We start from the raw sequence: 14411 nt of genomic DNA, 5'->3' as shown, positions 1-14411 counted from the left end.
GGTGCCAGCACCACCACGGGATGGGTCCCACCACCCCTGACCTGCGCCTTTGCGAGCAGAAGGCTGGTGGACATGACGAACCCACTCTCATCCTTCGCCCACCGCACCGCTCGCTGGTGCGCCCTCCACCCGTGGCGCGCGATCCTCGGCTGGGTCGCCTTCGTGGCCTTCGCCGTGGGCCTGGCCACCATGATCCCCACGCAGGAGACGACCGACGCCGACTACCGGCTCGGCGAGTCCGGTCGTGCGGACGCGATGGTGTCCTCGGCCGGCCTCGAGGAGCCCGACACCGAGCACGTCGTCATCAGCTCGAAGTCGGGCCGGCTCGACACCCAGCAGGCCGAGCAGGCCGCCTTCGCGGTCGTGACCGCGATGAAGAAGCTGGACGGTGTCGACGAGGTGGCCGAGCCACAGGTCAGCCCGGACGGCTCGGCCTACCTCGTCTCGATCCAGCTCGCACGTGACCAGGACGACGTCTCGTCGCTCGAGAAGGTGACGGCATCCGTCCAGTCCGACTTCCCGCAGCTCGACGTGCGCGAGTCGGGGGACATCAGCCTCGACGACGCGATCAACGACCGGGTCGCCGACGACCTGTCCTCGGCCGAGACCCTGAGCCTGCCGGTGACGCTGATCCTGATGCTGCTCGCCTTCGGCGCCCTCATCGCCGCCGGCATCCCGGTGCTGCTCGCTGCCACCAGCGTGGCCGCGACCGTCGGCATCCTGGCGCCCGTCTCGCACCTGATCCATGCGGACTCGACGGTGACCAGCATGATCGTGCTGATCGGCATGGCCGTCGGCGTGGACTACTCGCTGTTCTACCTCAAGCGTGAGCGCGAGGAGCGCGCCAAGGGTCACTCGACCCGCGACGCCGTCGAGATCGCGGCCCAGACCTCGGGCCACTCGATCCTGGTCTCCGGTGCGGCCGTCATCTGCGCGATGGCGGGGCTGTTCGTGATGGGGGACTCGACGTTCAACTCGCTGGCCGTCGGCTCGATCATCGTCGTTGCGGTCGCCGTGCTCGGCTCGATCACCGTGCTGCCTGCCCTGCTCGCCAAGCTCGGACGCTGGGTGGACCGCCCCCGCGTGCCCCTGCTTCACCGCGTGCTGCGCCGGACGAAGCGCGGTGCGATCAGCGGTCGGGTGCTCGGCCCGGTGGTCAAGCACCCGGTGGTCTCGCTCGCGCTCGCCATGGTTGTGGTCGTGCTGCTCGCCATCCCGGCGCTCGGCATGAAGACCCACAGCGGCAACCTCGAGACCTTGCCGGCTTCGATCCCCGAGGTCCAGACGATGCGCGACCTCAGCGATGCGTTCCCGACCGAGGGCACCACGGCCGACCTGGTCGTCAAGGCCGAGCCGGGTCAGCGGGACGAGGTCGCCGACGCGCTGGCCGACGTTCAAGCCGCTGCCGAGGGGTCCTCGCTCTTCCGCCCGTCCGGTGCGCCGGTCCAGGTCTCCGACGACGGCACCACCTCGGTGCTGACCCTGGCGATGCCCTTCGACGAGTCCGACGACCGGGTCGACATCGCGATCAAGGAGGTCCGGTCAGAGCTGGCCCCTGCTGCGCTCGGCTTGCTCAAGGTCGAGTACGCCGTGGGCGGCAACGCCGCAGAGTCCATGGACTTCGTCGACCGGGAGCAGTCCCGGCTGCCGCTGGTCATCGGCTTCGTGCTGCTGCTGACCCTGCTGATCATGGGAATGACGTTCCGCAGCGCGCCGATCGCGCTGATCTCCGCGGGGCTGAACCTGGCGTCCGTCGCAGTCTCCTTCGGCCTGATGACGCTGGTCTTCCAGCACGGCTGGTTCGAGAACGCACTGGACTTCAGCAGCCCGGGCTTCATCATCGACTGGCTGCCTCTGTTCGTGCTGGTGGTCCTGGTCGGGCTCTCGATGGACTACCACGTCTTCGTGGTCAGCCGGATCCGCGAGCACGTGCAGCGCGGGCTGCCGACCCGCCTCGCGGTCCGGCAGGGCGTCGCCGACACGGCCGGCGTCGTGACCAGCGCGGCCGCGGTGATGGTCTCGGTGTTCTCCATCTTCGCGACGCTGTCGATGATGGAGATGAAGATGATGGGCGTCGCGCTCTCCGGCGCGATCCTCCTGGACGCGACGCTGATCCGGCTGGTGATGCTGCCGGCGATCCTCTGCCTGCTGGGCGACCGCGCCTGGTGGCCGACCCGCCGGCCGCGGCCACTCGGCCGCCGGGTGGTCGAGGACGAGCCGGCGTACGAGCTGGCTGGTCGGTAACCGTCGCTCGCGGGATAGTCCGTGACGAAATGGTGGGACGAACACTGTTCTCCACAACCGAAACGTCACGGACTATCCCGCGTTCACGTGTGGAGCAGGGCGAGCGGCAGCTAGTCCGCGTCGAGATCCTGCTCGACCAGGGCGGCGATCTTGTCGACGTCGGCCTGGTCGTCGCCGGCCACCTCGACGGTGTCGCCGCACTTAGCGCCGAGGGTCATGATCATCAGCGAGGAGCTCGCGTCGACGCCGTTGATCGTCACCGTGCTGCCCAGGCCGCCGGCGGCCTCGGCGATGAGCGCGGCGGGCCGGGCGTGGAGGCCGACGGACGAGCCGACGGTGGCGGTCCTGGTGGGCATGGATGCTCCTCTTGGGTTCAGTCGAGCTGTCGTACGGCGACCCGCTCGGGGTGCAGGTCGTCGGGGCCGGGGATGGTGGTGCCGGGGAGGCCGGCGGCGGCACTGCCGTAGGCAACCGCGAGGGCGAGCCGGTCCGGCGCCGCGAAGCCACGCTGCTCGGCGAGCAGGTAGCCGAACAGCGTGCAGTCGCCGGCGCCCACCGTGCTGACCACGGTGGTGGGTGGCGCCGGCGCGTGCCAGGCACCGTCGGCGTCCGCGAGCACGGCTCCGCGCCCTCCGAGGCTGGCCAGGACCGAGCCCACTCCGCGGTCGACGAGGGTGCGCGCGGCCTTGGCGGCCACCTCGGGCTCGGTCTCGAGCTGGGCCTGGTCGGCGCCGGTGACCGAGGCGAGCTCCTCGGCGTTCGGCTTGAGCAGGTCCGGGGCCGAACCGGGCAGCCTGTCCACCAGGGCCGCGAGCGGGCCCTCGCTGGTGTCGACGGCGACCCGGCTGATGCCGCGGAGCCGGGCGACCAGGTCGGCGTAGAACGTCGCGGGGGCGCCGGGCGGCAGCGAGCCCGCGAGCACCGTCCACGCTCCGCCGGCCGCCGCTCGCACCAGCGTCCCGGCGAGGTCGTCGAGGTGCTCGGCGTCCACGGTGGCCCCGGGGCCGTTGAGCTTGGTGGTGGTCCCGTCGGGCTCGGTGAGGGTGAGGTTGACCCGGATGGCGCCGGCCGGGCGAGCGGTCCGGCAGTCGATGCCCACGGCCTCGAGCTCGCGCACGAACGGGTCGTCGGGCAGCGCCGGCAGTACGGCGACCGTGCGGAGCCCGGCGGTGACCGCGGCGCGCGAGATGTTGACGCCCTTGCCACCGGCCTGCGAGGTCATCGCCTGGACCCGGACCACCGCGCCCCGCTCGAGCGGACCGGGAAGGGCGACCGTCCGGTCGAAGCTCGGGTTGGCGGTCAGGGTCACGATCGGCCCGCTCACGGGGCCGGCCGTCGCCTCGCTCATGCGCGCACCACGTCCAGTCCCGCGGCCTCGAACGCCTTGGCGTCCGCCTCCTCGATGGAGTCGTCGGTGACGAGCACGTCGACGTCCTCGACGGCGGCGAACCGCACGGTCCGCTCCTGACCGACCTTGGTCGCGTCGGAGACGACGACCGCGCGCTGGGCGCTCTCGATGAGCGCGCGCTTGGTCGCGGCCTCCTCGGGGTCGGGCGTGGAGAGCCCGTGCCGCACCGAGATCCCGTTGGTGCCCAGGAAGGCGAGGTCCGCGCGGAACTGCCCGATCGCCTCGACGGTCGCATGGCCCACCGCGGCCTGGGTCGTCGGCCGGACCCGGCCGGGCAGCAGGTGCAGCTCGACGTGGGGGAGTGGCGCCAGCAGTGCCGCGATCGGCACCGCGTGGGTGATCACCGTCCAGTGCTCGCTCGGCGGGAGCAGAGCTGCCAGCCGGACCGTCGTGCTGCCGGCGTCGAGCAGGAGCGTGCAGCCTCCTTCGGGCAGCAGGGTCACGGCCGCACGGGCGATGCGCTCCTTCTCGTCCTCCTGCGCGTGGTCGCGCTCGGGGAGCTGGGCCTCGAGCATGGTCACCGAGCGCATCGAGACCGCTCCGCCGTGGACCCGGCGGAGCAGCTTGAGCCGCTCGAGCTGGGAGAGGTCCCGGCGAACCGTCTCGGTGGTCACGTCGAAGCGGGACGCCAGCTCGGTCACCGCCACCCGGCCGCGCGTCGCGACCAGCTCGGCGATGGCCTGGTGCCGCTCCTCGGCGTACATCTGTCCGCTCCTGACTCGTCGTCCGGGACTTCGATCTGTGAATATGTTGTTTTAGTCCCGAATGTGTTGACTGTCAAGGACGTGCTGGTCTTGGATGGTGCCATGGTCACCTCTCCGGCACCTGTCCATCCAGCCGCCACGCTGCGCGGCACGCCGGTGGTTCCCGGGCTCGCCCACGGGCCGGTCGTGCTGGTCGCGCAGGAGGTCTCGGCGGACGCCGTCGAGGCCTACGGCGACGGCGGGCACGCCGACGCCGAGGCGGCTCTGGCGGCGTACGACGCGGCGGCGGGCGCGGTGGCCGACGGGTTCGCGGCCAAGGCGGCGAGGGCCGGTGGCGCGGCGGCCGAGGTCCTCACCGCGAGCGCCGGGCTGACCCGCGACAAGGGGCTCCGGCAGGCGGTGGCCAGCCGGGTCGAGGGGGGCATGCCGCTGCTCGACGCGGTGCACGAGGGCGTCGCGCAGTTCGTCGACGTGTTCACGGCGATGGGCGGGCTGATGGCCGAGCGGGCCACCGACCTGCTCGACATCGAGCGGCGGCTGGTCGCCCGGCTGGTCGGGGCGCCGGAGCCGGGCGTGGAGCTGCCCGACGTGGCGTCCGTGCTGGTCGCGTCCGACCTGGCTCCCGCGGACACCGCCGGGCTCGACCCGGCGCTCGTGCTGGCACTGGTCACCGAGAAGGGTGGCGCCACCAGCCACACCGCGATCATCGCCCGGCAGCTCGGCATCCCGTGCGTGGTCGGAGTGGCCGGCGCGCTGATGCTCGAGCCCGGCGCCATGGCGCTGGTGGACGGGACCGCGGGGACCGTCGACCCCTCGGCCGACCCCGCCGAGGCGCAGGCGCGCGTGGAGGCCGACCGCGCCGCCCGGGCGGCCCTCGAGGCGTGGACCGGGCCCGCGGTGACGACCGACGGAGTCCGGGTCAAGCTGCTGGCCAACGTGGCCGATGGGGAGTCCGCACGCCACGCGGCCGAGGCTCCCGTGGAGGGCATCGGCCTGTTCCGCACCGAGCTGTGCTTCCTCGACCGACGGGACGAGCCGAGCGTCGAGGAGCAGGCGAAGATCTACGGCGAGGTGCTCGAGGCGTTCCGCGGCGAGGGGCGCTACGTCGTGGTCCGCACCCTCGACGCGGGCTCGGACAAGCCGATCGCGTTCGCGACGCTCGACGACGAGGAGAACCCCGCCCTCGGGGTCCGCGGCCTGCGCGTGGCCGCCCTGCACCCCGAGCTGCTGGAGCGGCAGCTCGACGGCATCGCGGAGGCGGCCCGGTCGACCGGCACCCAGACCTGGGTGATGGCGCCGATGGTCGCGACCGTCGACGAGGCGCGCGACTTCGCCGCCCGGGTCCGCGGCCGCGGGCTCAAGGCGGGTGTCATGGTCGAGGTGCCCTCGGCCGCGCTGCTCGCGGACCGGATGCTCGAGGTCGTCGACTTCCTCTCGATCGGCACCAACGACCTGACCCAGTACGCCATGGCCGCCGACCGGCTGGCCGCCGACCTCGCTCACCTCACCGACCCGTGGCAGCCGGCCGTGCTGCAGCTGATCGCCACCACGGCCGCGGCCGGCCGGGCCGCCGGCAAGAGCGTGGGCGTCTGCGGCGAGGCCGCGGCCGACCCGCTCCTCGCGGTCGCGCTGATCGGCATGGGGATCACCTCGCTCTCGATGGCCTCGGCCGCCGTACGCGCGGTCGGCGCCCAGCTCTCCGCGGTCTCCATGGACACCTGCCAGAAGGCCGCCGAGGCCGCCCTGGCCGCCGCCGACCCGATGGCCGGCCGGGACACCGTCCGGGCGGTGGTGGCCGGCTGACCTCGGTCCGCGCCCGCCCTGGTGGCGGTGCCCAGGCAACCGTCGTCCACGGGGATGGCGGTTGCTGCGGCACCGCCACCAGGGCCGGCCACCTACGGCTCGACGGTGACCTTGATGGCCTCGCCGTTCTTGACGATCTGGAAGGCGTCGAGGACGTCGTCGAGCGGCACGTGGCGGGTGATCAGGTCCTTGACCGGGACCTGGCCGGTGGAGATGTACTCCAGCGCCCGCTTGTTGTGCTCGGGGGCCGAGCCGTTGGCGCCGTGGATGTGTAGCTGGCGGTAGTGCACGAGGTTCGAGTCGCACCTGATGAACGGGTCGGTCTTTGGCAGGCCGCCGAAGAAGGAGATCCGGCCGTTGCGCGCGGCCATCGAGATCGCCTGCTCCTGGGTGACGTTGGCGGCGGTGGCGGTGATGACCACGTCGGCCCCGCGCCCACCGGTGAGCTCGAGGACGCGCTCGACCACGTCGACCTCGGAGGCGTCGATGATCTCCTCGGGCTGGACCGCCTCGGCCGACATCTTCAGCCGCTCGGCGTTGACGTCGACGAGGTAGACCGGCCCGGCCCGGTGCACGCCGCGGGCGATCCGGATGTGCATGCAGCCGATCGGGCCGGCGCCGAAGACCACGACGCTGTCGCCGGGCTCGATGCCGAGCAGCTCCTGGGCGTTGATCGCGCACGCGAACGGCTCGGCGGCCGACGCCTCGTCGTAGCCGACGTTGTCGGGGATCCGGTTGAGACCGTCGACCTTGAGGACCTGTTGCGGCACGATCATGTACTCGGCGAAGCCGCCGTCGTACTGGTAGCCCATCGAGGTCTGGTTCTGGCAGACCGCCATCCAGCCCTTGCGGCACTCGTAGCACTCACCGCACGGCACCGCCGCGATCACCTGGGCGCGGTCGCCGACCCGCCACTGGACATCGAACTGGGAGCCGTACGTCGCGTTCACCTCGGCGCCGACCTCGACGACCTCGCCGGCGATCTCGTGGCCGATGGTCCGCGGGGGAGTGAGGTTCTGGTGGCCGTTGTAGAAGATCTTGACGTCGGTGCCGCACGTCGAGCAGTTGCGGACCCGCAGCTTGACCTCGTCGGGACCGCAGACCGGTTCGTCGACCTCCTCGAGGCGGACGTCCTCGGGAGCGTAGAAACGCAGTGCCTTCATGGCCGGGCGGTTCCTTTCGGAGGGGATACAGGGAGGCAACCACCTGTGACGGTAGTGCCGGTCCGGAGAAAAGACCACATCAACGGGCAAGAAATTGTGCCCGAATGCTTGGCAACGTGCCCGATTGTGTGCAGACTGGCGCTCATGAGGCCGTGACGGGCGTCACGTCCGGGATGACGAGAGGGATTGATGATGGCTTCGATCGCCACCAGCGCAGCGCCACGGACCAGTGCGCGCGTCCAGGTGCAGAAGTTCGGCACCTTCCTGTCCATGATGATCATGCCGAACATCGGCGCGATCATCGCCTGGGGCCTGATCACGGCGTTCTTCATCCCGGACGGGTGGACCCCGAACGAGAAGATCGCCACGATGGTCGGCCCCACCATCACCTACCTGCTGCCGATCCTCATCGCCTACACCGGTGGCCGGATCGTCTATGGCACGCGGGGCGGCGTGGTCGGCGCCGTGTCGGTGATGGGCGTGATCATGGCGACCAGCGACCCGATCTTCATCGGCGACAAGGGTGGCTCCCCGATGTTCCTCGGGGCCATGATCATGGGCCCGATCACCGCGTGGCTGATGAAGCGCGTCGACGCCTTGTGGGACGGCAAGATCAAGCCGGGCTTCGAGATGCTCGTCGACAACTTCTCGGCCGGCATCCTCGCCGGTCTCATGGCCATCGGCAGCATGTTCCTGCTGGCGCCGGTGCTGCGGAAGGTCATCGAGTGGCTGGGGGACGGCGTCAACTACCTCGTCGACCACGACCTGCTGCCCTTCACCTCGGTCTTCATCGAGCCGGCGAAGGTGATGTTCCTCAACAACGCGATCAACCACGGCGTGCTCACGCCGCTCGGCATCGACCAAGCGGCGAAGGAGGGTCAGTCGATCCTGTTCCTGCTGGAGGCGAACCCCGGGCCGGGGCTGGGGCTGCTGATGGCCTACACCGTGTTCGGGCGTGGCGTGGCCAGGGCGTCGGCGCCTGGTGCCGCGATCATCCAGTTCTTCGGCGGCATCCACGAGGTCTACTTCCCGTTCGTGCTGATGAAGCCGAAGATGATCCTGGCCACCATCGCCGGTGGCATGACGGGCATCTTCCTGCTGAACGCCTTCGACGTCGGGCTGCGCGCCCCGGCGGCACCGGGCTCGATCTTCGCGGTCTACGCACAGACGCCGAAGGGCGACTTCTTCGGCATCACCCTCGGCGTGTTCGGCGCCGCGGCGGTCTCGTTCCTGGTCGGTTCGCTGCTGCTCCGCACCGACAAGTCCGACGACACCGGCGACCTCACCCTGGCCACCGCGCAGATGGAGGACCTGAAGGGCAAGAAGTCCGTCGTGTCCAAGCTCATCGACGCCCGTGGCGAGATCAGGACGGTCGTGTTCGCCTGCGACGCGGGCATGGGCTCCTCGGCGATGGGCGCCTCGGTGCTCCGCAAGAAGATCCAGGAGGCCGGCCACCCCGAGGTCACGGTCGTGAACAAGTCGATCGCCAACCTCGACGACACCTACGACGTCGTGGTCACCCACCAGGACCTCACCGAACGGGCCCGGGAGCGCACCCCATCGGCCCTGCACGTCTCGGTCGACAACTTCATGGGCAGCCCGCGGTACGACGAGATCGTCGAGCTGGTCCAGCAGTCCAGCCGCCGGGCTGGTGAGGGGTCCGCACCTGTGGCGACGGAGTCCGCTTCGTCGAGCGAGGACGTGCTGGCCCGCCAGTCGATCGTGCTCGGCGGGAGCGCCCGGACCCGGGACGACGCGATCACCGAGGCCGGCAACCTGCTGGTCGCGGCGGGCGCAGTCGACGTCGCGTACGTCGCGGCGATGCACGAGCGGGAGACGTCGGTGTCGACGGCGATGGGCAACAGCCTGGCGATCCCGCACGGGACCAACGAGGCCAAGGAGCTGATCCGGCGCACCGCGATCTCGTTCGTCCGCTACGACCAGCCGATCGACTGGAACGGAAAGCCGGCGGAGTTCGTGCTCGGCATCGCCGGGGCGGGCGACGACCACCTGGCGCTGCTGTCCCGGATCGCGGAGACCTTCACCGACCAGGACGCCGTGGCCAGGCTGCGCGCGGCCGCGACGCCGGACGATGTGCTGGCGGTGCTGGACGTCGTCCGGGTCTGAGGGGCCGGTTCTCTCAGGCGGGCTGGACCGTCACGGGAACGCCGTTCAGCGCGGCGTTCCCGCTGACGTCCAGACGGTCCGGGTCGGTGAGGTCGTTGATCGAGACGCCGGCGACCGTCGCGGCGTGCCGCTGGCCGGTGCCGGCGACCTGGTGGCCGTAGCCGTGCGGCAGCGAGACCACACCCGGCATCATGTCGTCGGCACCGCTCACCTCGACGTCGACGCTGCCGACCCGTGAGCTGACCCGGACCAGGGCACCGTCCTCGATGCCGCGCTCGGCGAGGTCCTTGGGATGCATCAGCAGGTGGTGGCGCGGCCTGCCACGGGTCAGCCGCTCGGTGTTGTGCAGCCAGGAGTTGCAGTCCTGCTTGTGGCGGCGGCCGATGAGGAGCAGCTCGCCGGCGCCGAGCGGGTCGGCCCCGTCGAGCGTCGCACTCAGCCTCGGGAGGTCGGCCACCAGGAGCTCCGGCGCCAGGTCGATCCGCTTGGTCTCTGTCTGCAGCCGGTCGGGCATGGTGGGGCGGAGCGGGCCGAGATCGACGCCCTCGGGGTGCCTGCGCAGCGCGCGCATGGTCGTCTGCCCGCCGGTCCTGAGCAGCCCGGTGACGATGGCCGCCGGGCTCGGCGCGAACCGCGCCCGGGTCGCGAGCCGGTCCTTGAGCCCCGCGCCCAGCGCTCCCTGGAGCCGCTCGGCCAGTGTGCCGAAGATCTCCCAGTCGTGACGGGCGTTCTCCGGCTTGGCGAACACGGCCGGCGTGTACCTGGCGGTGTTGCGAACCGCGAAGCCGTGGAAGAGCACGTCGTACTGATCGCGCTCGAGCGCCGACGTCGTCGGCAGGATCACGTCGGCGTGGCGCGTGGTCTCGTTGAGGTAGATGTCGATCGCGACCATGAAGTCGAGGCCGTCGAGCGCCTCCGCCAGGCCGCTGCCGTCGGGGGTGGAGAGCACGGGGTTGCCCGCGATCGTCACCATCGCGCGGATCCGGCCCTCGCCGGGAGTGGTGATCTCCTCGCGCATCGTGGCCGCGGGCAGCTCACCGGCGAACTCCGGGACCTGCCGCACCCGGCTGCGCCACACGTCGTGGTGGCCGGGACCGACGATCCGCCGGCCGACGGTGTCGACCGCCGGCTCGGGGAACAGCACGCCGCCCTCGCGGTCGAAGTTGCCGGTCAGCAGGTTGAGCAGCTGGATCGCCCACTGGCACACCGAGCCGAAGCTCTGCGTGGACAGCCCCATCCGGCCGTACGCCGCCGCGCGGTCGGCGGCCGCGAAGTCACGGGCCAGCCGCCGCACCGTGTCCGCGGGCAGCCCGCTGGCGAGCTCGGCGCGCTCCGGGGTGAACTCCGCGACCAGCTCGCGCACCCGGTCCACGTTGTCCACGTAGGACGGTGGCGTGGTGAGCCCGTCGGCTAAGAGCACGTTCAGCATCGCGAGCAGCACCGCCGCGTCGGAGCCGGGCCGGACGAAGTGGTGCTCGGTGGCGACCTTGGCGGTCTCGGTGCGCCGCGGGTCGAGGACCACCATCCGGCCACCGCGCGCCTTCAGCTCGCGGACCCGGTTGGGGAAGTCGGGCACCGTCATCAGCGAGCCGTTGGAGGCCATCGGGTTCGCGCCGAGCACCAGGAAGTGGTCGGTGCGGTCGATGTCGGGGACCGGCAGCAGCAGCTGGTGGCCGAACAGCTGCCAGGCCACGAACTGGTGCGGGATCTGGTCGACCGTCGAGGCGCTGAACCGGTTGCGGGTCCGCAGCGCCTTCACGAACGCCGTGCCGTGGGTCGCGAAGCCCAGCGAGTGCGCGTTCGGGTTGCCGAGGTAGACGCCGACCGCGTTCGCACCGTGCTCGCGGATGGTGGCCGCGAGCCGCTCGGCCACCAGGTCGAGGGCCTCGTCCCAGGAGATCTCCTCCCAGCGAGCCTCCGCGCCGCGGCCCATCCGGCGTACCGGCCGCCTCAGCCGGTCCGGGTCGGCGTGGACGTCCGCGAGCGAGACGCCCTTGGGGCAGATGTAGCCACGCGAGAGCGGATCCTTGTCGTTGCCCCGGATGCCGGTGACCGCTCCGTCGGTGATCGTCAGCTCGACGCCGCAGATCGCCTCGCAGAGGTTGCACACGCCGATCCGGGTGCCGGTGAAGCCGGGAGGGACGGGATCCTCGGTGAGCAGGCCCATCCGGTGATGGTCCCACGCTTTGGGGACACCCTCGGGCCGCTGATACTCTTCACCGGTTGCCCGAAGGGGCACATCCCAGCGTCCTGACAGAGCGCTGGAACCGCCGTGCAACGGCCGCGGATCCAGAGTGCCCGGGTGAACAGGCCCCGGCGCGCCGCGCAGACGAGAGAACCGAAGGAGCCCGCATGTCAGTCGGAACCGACGCGGAGACCAAGAAGAAGATCATCGCCGAGTACGCCACGACCGAGGGCGACACGGGCTCTCCGGAGGTGCAGATCGCGCTGCTCAGCCACCGCATCAGCCACCTCACCGAGCACCTCAAGGAGCACAAGCACGACCACCACAGCCGGCGCGGCCTGCTGCTGCTGGTCGGCCAGCGCCGCCGGCTGCTCAACTACCTGAGCAAGACCGACATCCAGCGCTACCGCTCGATCATCGAGCGCCTCGGCCTGCGCCGCTGACTCACCCGGAGGACCCGCCCGGTGCGGGTCCTCCGCTACATTTCAACTCAACACACACCAGGAGCGACCCGCCGTTCTGGCCCGGTCCTCGGTAGTGGCTCTCAGACCGCCATTGCGGCGCAGCGCTGCGGGCCTCGATCGAAGACCGGCCTCGGACATCAGATCCGGCCACGCGGGACGCCGCGGATCGCTCCGCGACAGACAGGCACATCCCATTGAGTGACAACTCTTCCGAGCCCGTGATCTCCGCAGTCGAGACCACGCTCGACAACGGCAAGTACGGCCAGCGCAAGGTCAAGTTCGAGACCGGGCTCCTCGCCCGCCAGGCGGCCGGCTCGGTCACCGCCTACCTCGACGACGACACGATGCTGCTCTCGGCCACCACCGCGGGCAAGACGCCCAAGGACCAGTTCGACTTCTTCCCCCTCACCATCGACGTCGAGGAGCGGATGTACGCCGCGGGCAAGATCCCCGGCTCCTTCTTCCGCTCCGAGGGCCGCCCGGGCGAGGACGCGATCCTCACCTGCCGGCTCATCGACCGCCCGCTGCGCCCGACCTTCAAGAAGGGGCTGCGCAACGAGGTCCAGGTCGTCATCACCGTCCTCGCGCTCAACCCCGACGCGCCCTACGACGTGCTCGCCATCAACGCCGCGTCGATGTCGACCCAGCTCTCCGGCCTGCCGTTCTCCGGCCCGGTCGGCGGCGTCCGCGTCGCCCTGATCGAGGGCACCTGGGTGGCGTTCCCGACCCACAGCCAGCTCGAGGACGCCGTCTTCGACATGGTCGTGGCCGGCCGGGTCACCGAGACCGGCGACGTCGCGATCATGATGGTCGAGGCCGAGGCACCCGAGCAGGCGTGGCGCCTGATCGACGGCGGCGTCCAGGCGCCGACCGAGGAGATCGTGGCCCAGGGCCTCGACGCCGCCAAGCCGTTCATCAAGCAGCTCTGCGAGGCGCAGAGCGAGCTGGCCAAGCAGGCCGCCAAGCCGGTCCAGGACTTCCCGGTCTTCCTCGACTACGAGGACGACGTCTTCGCCGCCGTCGAGAACGCCGTGAAGAGCGACCTCGCCGCCGCGATGAAGATCGCCGACAAGACCGAGCGCAACGACCGCACCGACGAGCTCAAGGAGCAGGTCCTCGCCTCGCTCGGCGAGCAGTTCGAGGGGCGCGAGAAGGAGATCGGCGCGGCGTTCCGCTCGGTCAACAAGGCCGTCGTCCGCGAGAGCATCCTGCGCGACAAGGTCCGCATCGACGGCCGCGGCCTGGCCGACATCCGGCCGCTGCACGCGGAGGTCGGCGTGATCCCGCGGGTCCACGGCTCGGCGCTGTTCGAGCGCGGCGAGACCCAGATCCTGGGCGTCACCACCCTCGACATGCTCAAGATGGAGCAGCAGCTCGACACGCTCTCCCCGGAGAAGCACCGCCGCTACATGCACAAGTACGTCTTCCCGCCGTTCTCCACCGGTGAGACCGGCCGGGTCGGCTCGCCGAAGCGCCGCGAGGTCGGCCACGGCGCGCTCGCCCGCCGGGCGCTGCTGCCGGTGCTGCCGACGCGCGAGGAGTTCCCGTACGCCATCCGTCAGCTCTCCGAGGCGATGGGCTCCAACGGCTCGACCTCGATGGGCTCGGTGTGCGCGTCCACGATGTCGCTGCTGCAGGCCGGTGTGCCGCTGCGCGCCGCCGTGGCCGGCATCGCGATGGGACTGATCTCCGGTGAGGTCGACGGCGAGACGAAGTACGTCGCGTTGACCGACATCCTCGGCGCGGAGGACGCCTTCGGCGACATGGACTTCAAGGTCGCCGGCACCCGTGAGTTCGTCACCGCGCTGCAGCTCGACACCAAGCTCGACGGCATCCCGGCCGAGGTGCTCGCCTCGGCGCTGACCCAGGCGCGCGACGCGCGGCTGGCGATCCTGGACGTGATGGCCGAGGCGATCGACGCTCCCGAGGAGATGTCGACCTACGCGCCGCGGATCATCACGATCACCGTCCCGGTCGACAAGATCGGCGAGGTCATCGGCCCCAAGGGCAAGGTCATCAACCAGATCCAGGACGACACCGGGGCGACCCTGTCCATCGAGGACGACGGCACGGTCTACATCGGTGCGACCAACGGCGAGGCGGCGGAGGCAGCCCGGGCCGCGGTCAACGCGATCGCCAACCCGACCATGCCGGAGGTCGGCGAGCGCTACCTCGGCACCGTCGTGAAGACCACCAACTTCGGTGCCTTCGTGTCGCTGTTGCCGGGCAAGGACGGCCTGCTGCACATCAGCAAGCTGCGTTCGCTCGCCGGCGGCAAGCGGGTCGAGGCCGTCGAGGACGTCGTGTCCGTCG

Annotated in this window: 10 protein-coding genes; 5 read left to right on the top strand and 5 right to left on the bottom strand. The window is 70.9% G+C overall.

Features of this window, described 5'->3' with window-relative positions; all coding sequences use genetic code 11:
• Window positions 1-72: 72 nt before the first annotated feature.
• The gene (locus tag VFV89_RS21930) at window positions 73-2244 is read left to right on the top strand and encodes an MMPL family transporter (RefSeq protein WP_329708115.1); all 2172 of its coding nucleotides are present in this window, start codon (window positions 73-75) and stop codon (window positions 2242-2244) included.
• Between the two features lie 110 nt (window positions 2245-2354).
• Here the strand turns inward: VFV89_RS21930 and VFV89_RS21925 are convergent, their stop codons facing one another.
• Genes VFV89_RS21925 through VFV89_RS21915 form a run of 3 tightly spaced genes read right to left on the bottom strand, consistent with a single transcriptional unit; the run spans window position 2355 to window position 4356 of the window.
• Complete coding sequence (locus VFV89_RS21925; protein ID WP_329708114.1) at window positions 2355-2600, bottom strand: HPr family phosphocarrier protein; 246 nt, start codon at window positions 2598-2600, stop codon at window positions 2355-2357.
• A 17-nt stretch (window positions 2601-2617) separates the two neighbouring features.
• Entirely contained in the window at window positions 2618-3592 is a 975-nt protein-coding gene (locus tag VFV89_RS21920) for a 1-phosphofructokinase family hexose kinase (protein WP_329708113.1), read from the bottom strand.
• Window positions 3589-4356 carry a DeoR/GlpR family DNA-binding transcription regulator gene (locus VFV89_RS21915; RefSeq protein ID WP_329708112.1) on the bottom strand — a complete coding sequence of 256 codons (768 nt, stop codon included), beginning with the start codon at window positions 4354-4356 and terminating at the stop codon, window positions 3589-3591. The genes VFV89_RS21920 and VFV89_RS21915 overlap by 4 nt, the downstream gene beginning before the upstream one ends.
• Before the next feature lie 102 nt (window positions 4357-4458).
• Between VFV89_RS21915 and VFV89_RS21910 the strand changes: the two genes are divergently transcribed.
• Entirely contained in the window at window positions 4459-6159 is a 1701-nt protein-coding gene (locus VFV89_RS21910) for a putative PEP-binding protein (RefSeq protein ID WP_329708111.1), read from the top strand.
• A 92-nt stretch (window positions 6160-6251) separates the two neighbouring features.
• On the opposite strand, the gene VFV89_RS21905 is transcribed toward VFV89_RS21910, so the two are convergent.
• Window positions 6252-7322 carry a zinc-dependent dehydrogenase gene (locus VFV89_RS21905; protein ID WP_329708110.1) on the bottom strand — a complete coding sequence of 357 codons (1071 nt, stop codon included), beginning with the start codon at window positions 7320-7322 and terminating at the stop codon, window positions 6252-6254.
• Between the two features lie 192 nt (window positions 7323-7514).
• Between VFV89_RS21905 and VFV89_RS21900 the strand changes: the two genes are divergently transcribed.
• Entirely contained in the window at window positions 7515-9449 is a 1935-nt protein-coding gene (locus VFV89_RS21900) for a PTS mannitol transporter subunit IICBA (protein ID WP_329708109.1), read from the top strand.
• Window positions 9450-9462: 13 nt separating this feature from the next.
• On the opposite strand, the gene VFV89_RS21895 is transcribed toward VFV89_RS21900, so the two are convergent.
• Window positions 9463-11616 carry a molybdopterin-dependent oxidoreductase gene (locus VFV89_RS21895; RefSeq protein ID WP_329708108.1) on the bottom strand — a complete coding sequence of 718 codons (2154 nt, stop codon included), beginning with the start codon at window positions 11614-11616 and terminating at the stop codon, window positions 9463-9465.
• A 185-nt stretch (window positions 11617-11801) separates the two neighbouring features.
• Here VFV89_RS21895 and rpsO point away from each other — a divergent pair, with 185 nt between their 5' ends.
• Together rpsO and VFV89_RS21885 are read left to right on the top strand one after the other, a co-directional pair.
• Window positions 11802-12077, top strand: a complete 276-nt coding sequence (gene rpsO, locus VFV89_RS21890; RefSeq protein WP_329708107.1) for a 30S ribosomal protein S15 — start codon at window positions 11802-11804, stop codon at window positions 12075-12077.
• 215 nt (window positions 12078-12292) lie between these two features.
• Window positions 12293-14411: polyribonucleotide nucleotidyltransferase (locus VFV89_RS21885; RefSeq protein WP_414690417.1), on the top strand; the 2119-nt coding region annotated here is incomplete at its 3' end.

It is taken from the genome of Nocardioides sp., from assembly GCF_036274455.1.
Lineage (GTDB): Bacteria > Actinomycetota > Actinomycetes > Propionibacteriales > Nocardioidaceae > Nocardioides.
Note: the sequence above shows the minus strand (reverse complement) of the source record. Positions and strands in the feature narration are given on the sequence as shown.

Coding starts and splice junctions, on each gene's coding strand:
- VFV89_RS21930 (WP_329708115.1), top strand. CDS start 73: ATGACGAACCCACTCTCATCCTTCGCCCACCGCACCGCTCGCTGGTGC.
- VFV89_RS21925 (WP_329708114.1), bottom strand. CDS start 2,600: ATGCCCACCAGGACCGCCACCGTCGGCTCGTCCGTCGGCCTCCACGCC.
- VFV89_RS21920 (WP_329708113.1), bottom strand. CDS start 3,592: ATGAGCGAGGCGACGGCCGGCCCCGTGAGCGGGCCGATCGTGACCCTG.
- VFV89_RS21915 (WP_329708112.1), bottom strand. CDS start 4,356: ATGTACGCCGAGGAGCGGCACCAGGCCATCGCCGAGCTGGTCGCGACG.
- VFV89_RS21910 (WP_329708111.1), top strand. CDS start 4,459: ATGGTCACCTCTCCGGCACCTGTCCATCCAGCCGCCACGCTGCGCGGC.
- VFV89_RS21905 (WP_329708110.1), bottom strand. CDS start 7,322: ATGAAGGCACTGCGTTTCTACGCTCCCGAGGACGTCCGCCTCGAGGAG.
- VFV89_RS21900 (WP_329708109.1), top strand. CDS start 7,515: ATGGCTTCGATCGCCACCAGCGCAGCGCCACGGACCAGTGCGCGCGTC.
- VFV89_RS21895 (WP_329708108.1), bottom strand. CDS start 11,616: ATGGGCCTGCTCACCGAGGATCCCGTCCCTCCCGGCTTCACCGGCACC.
- rpsO (WP_329708107.1), top strand. CDS start 11,802: ATGTCAGTCGGAACCGACGCGGAGACCAAGAAGAAGATCATCGCCGAG.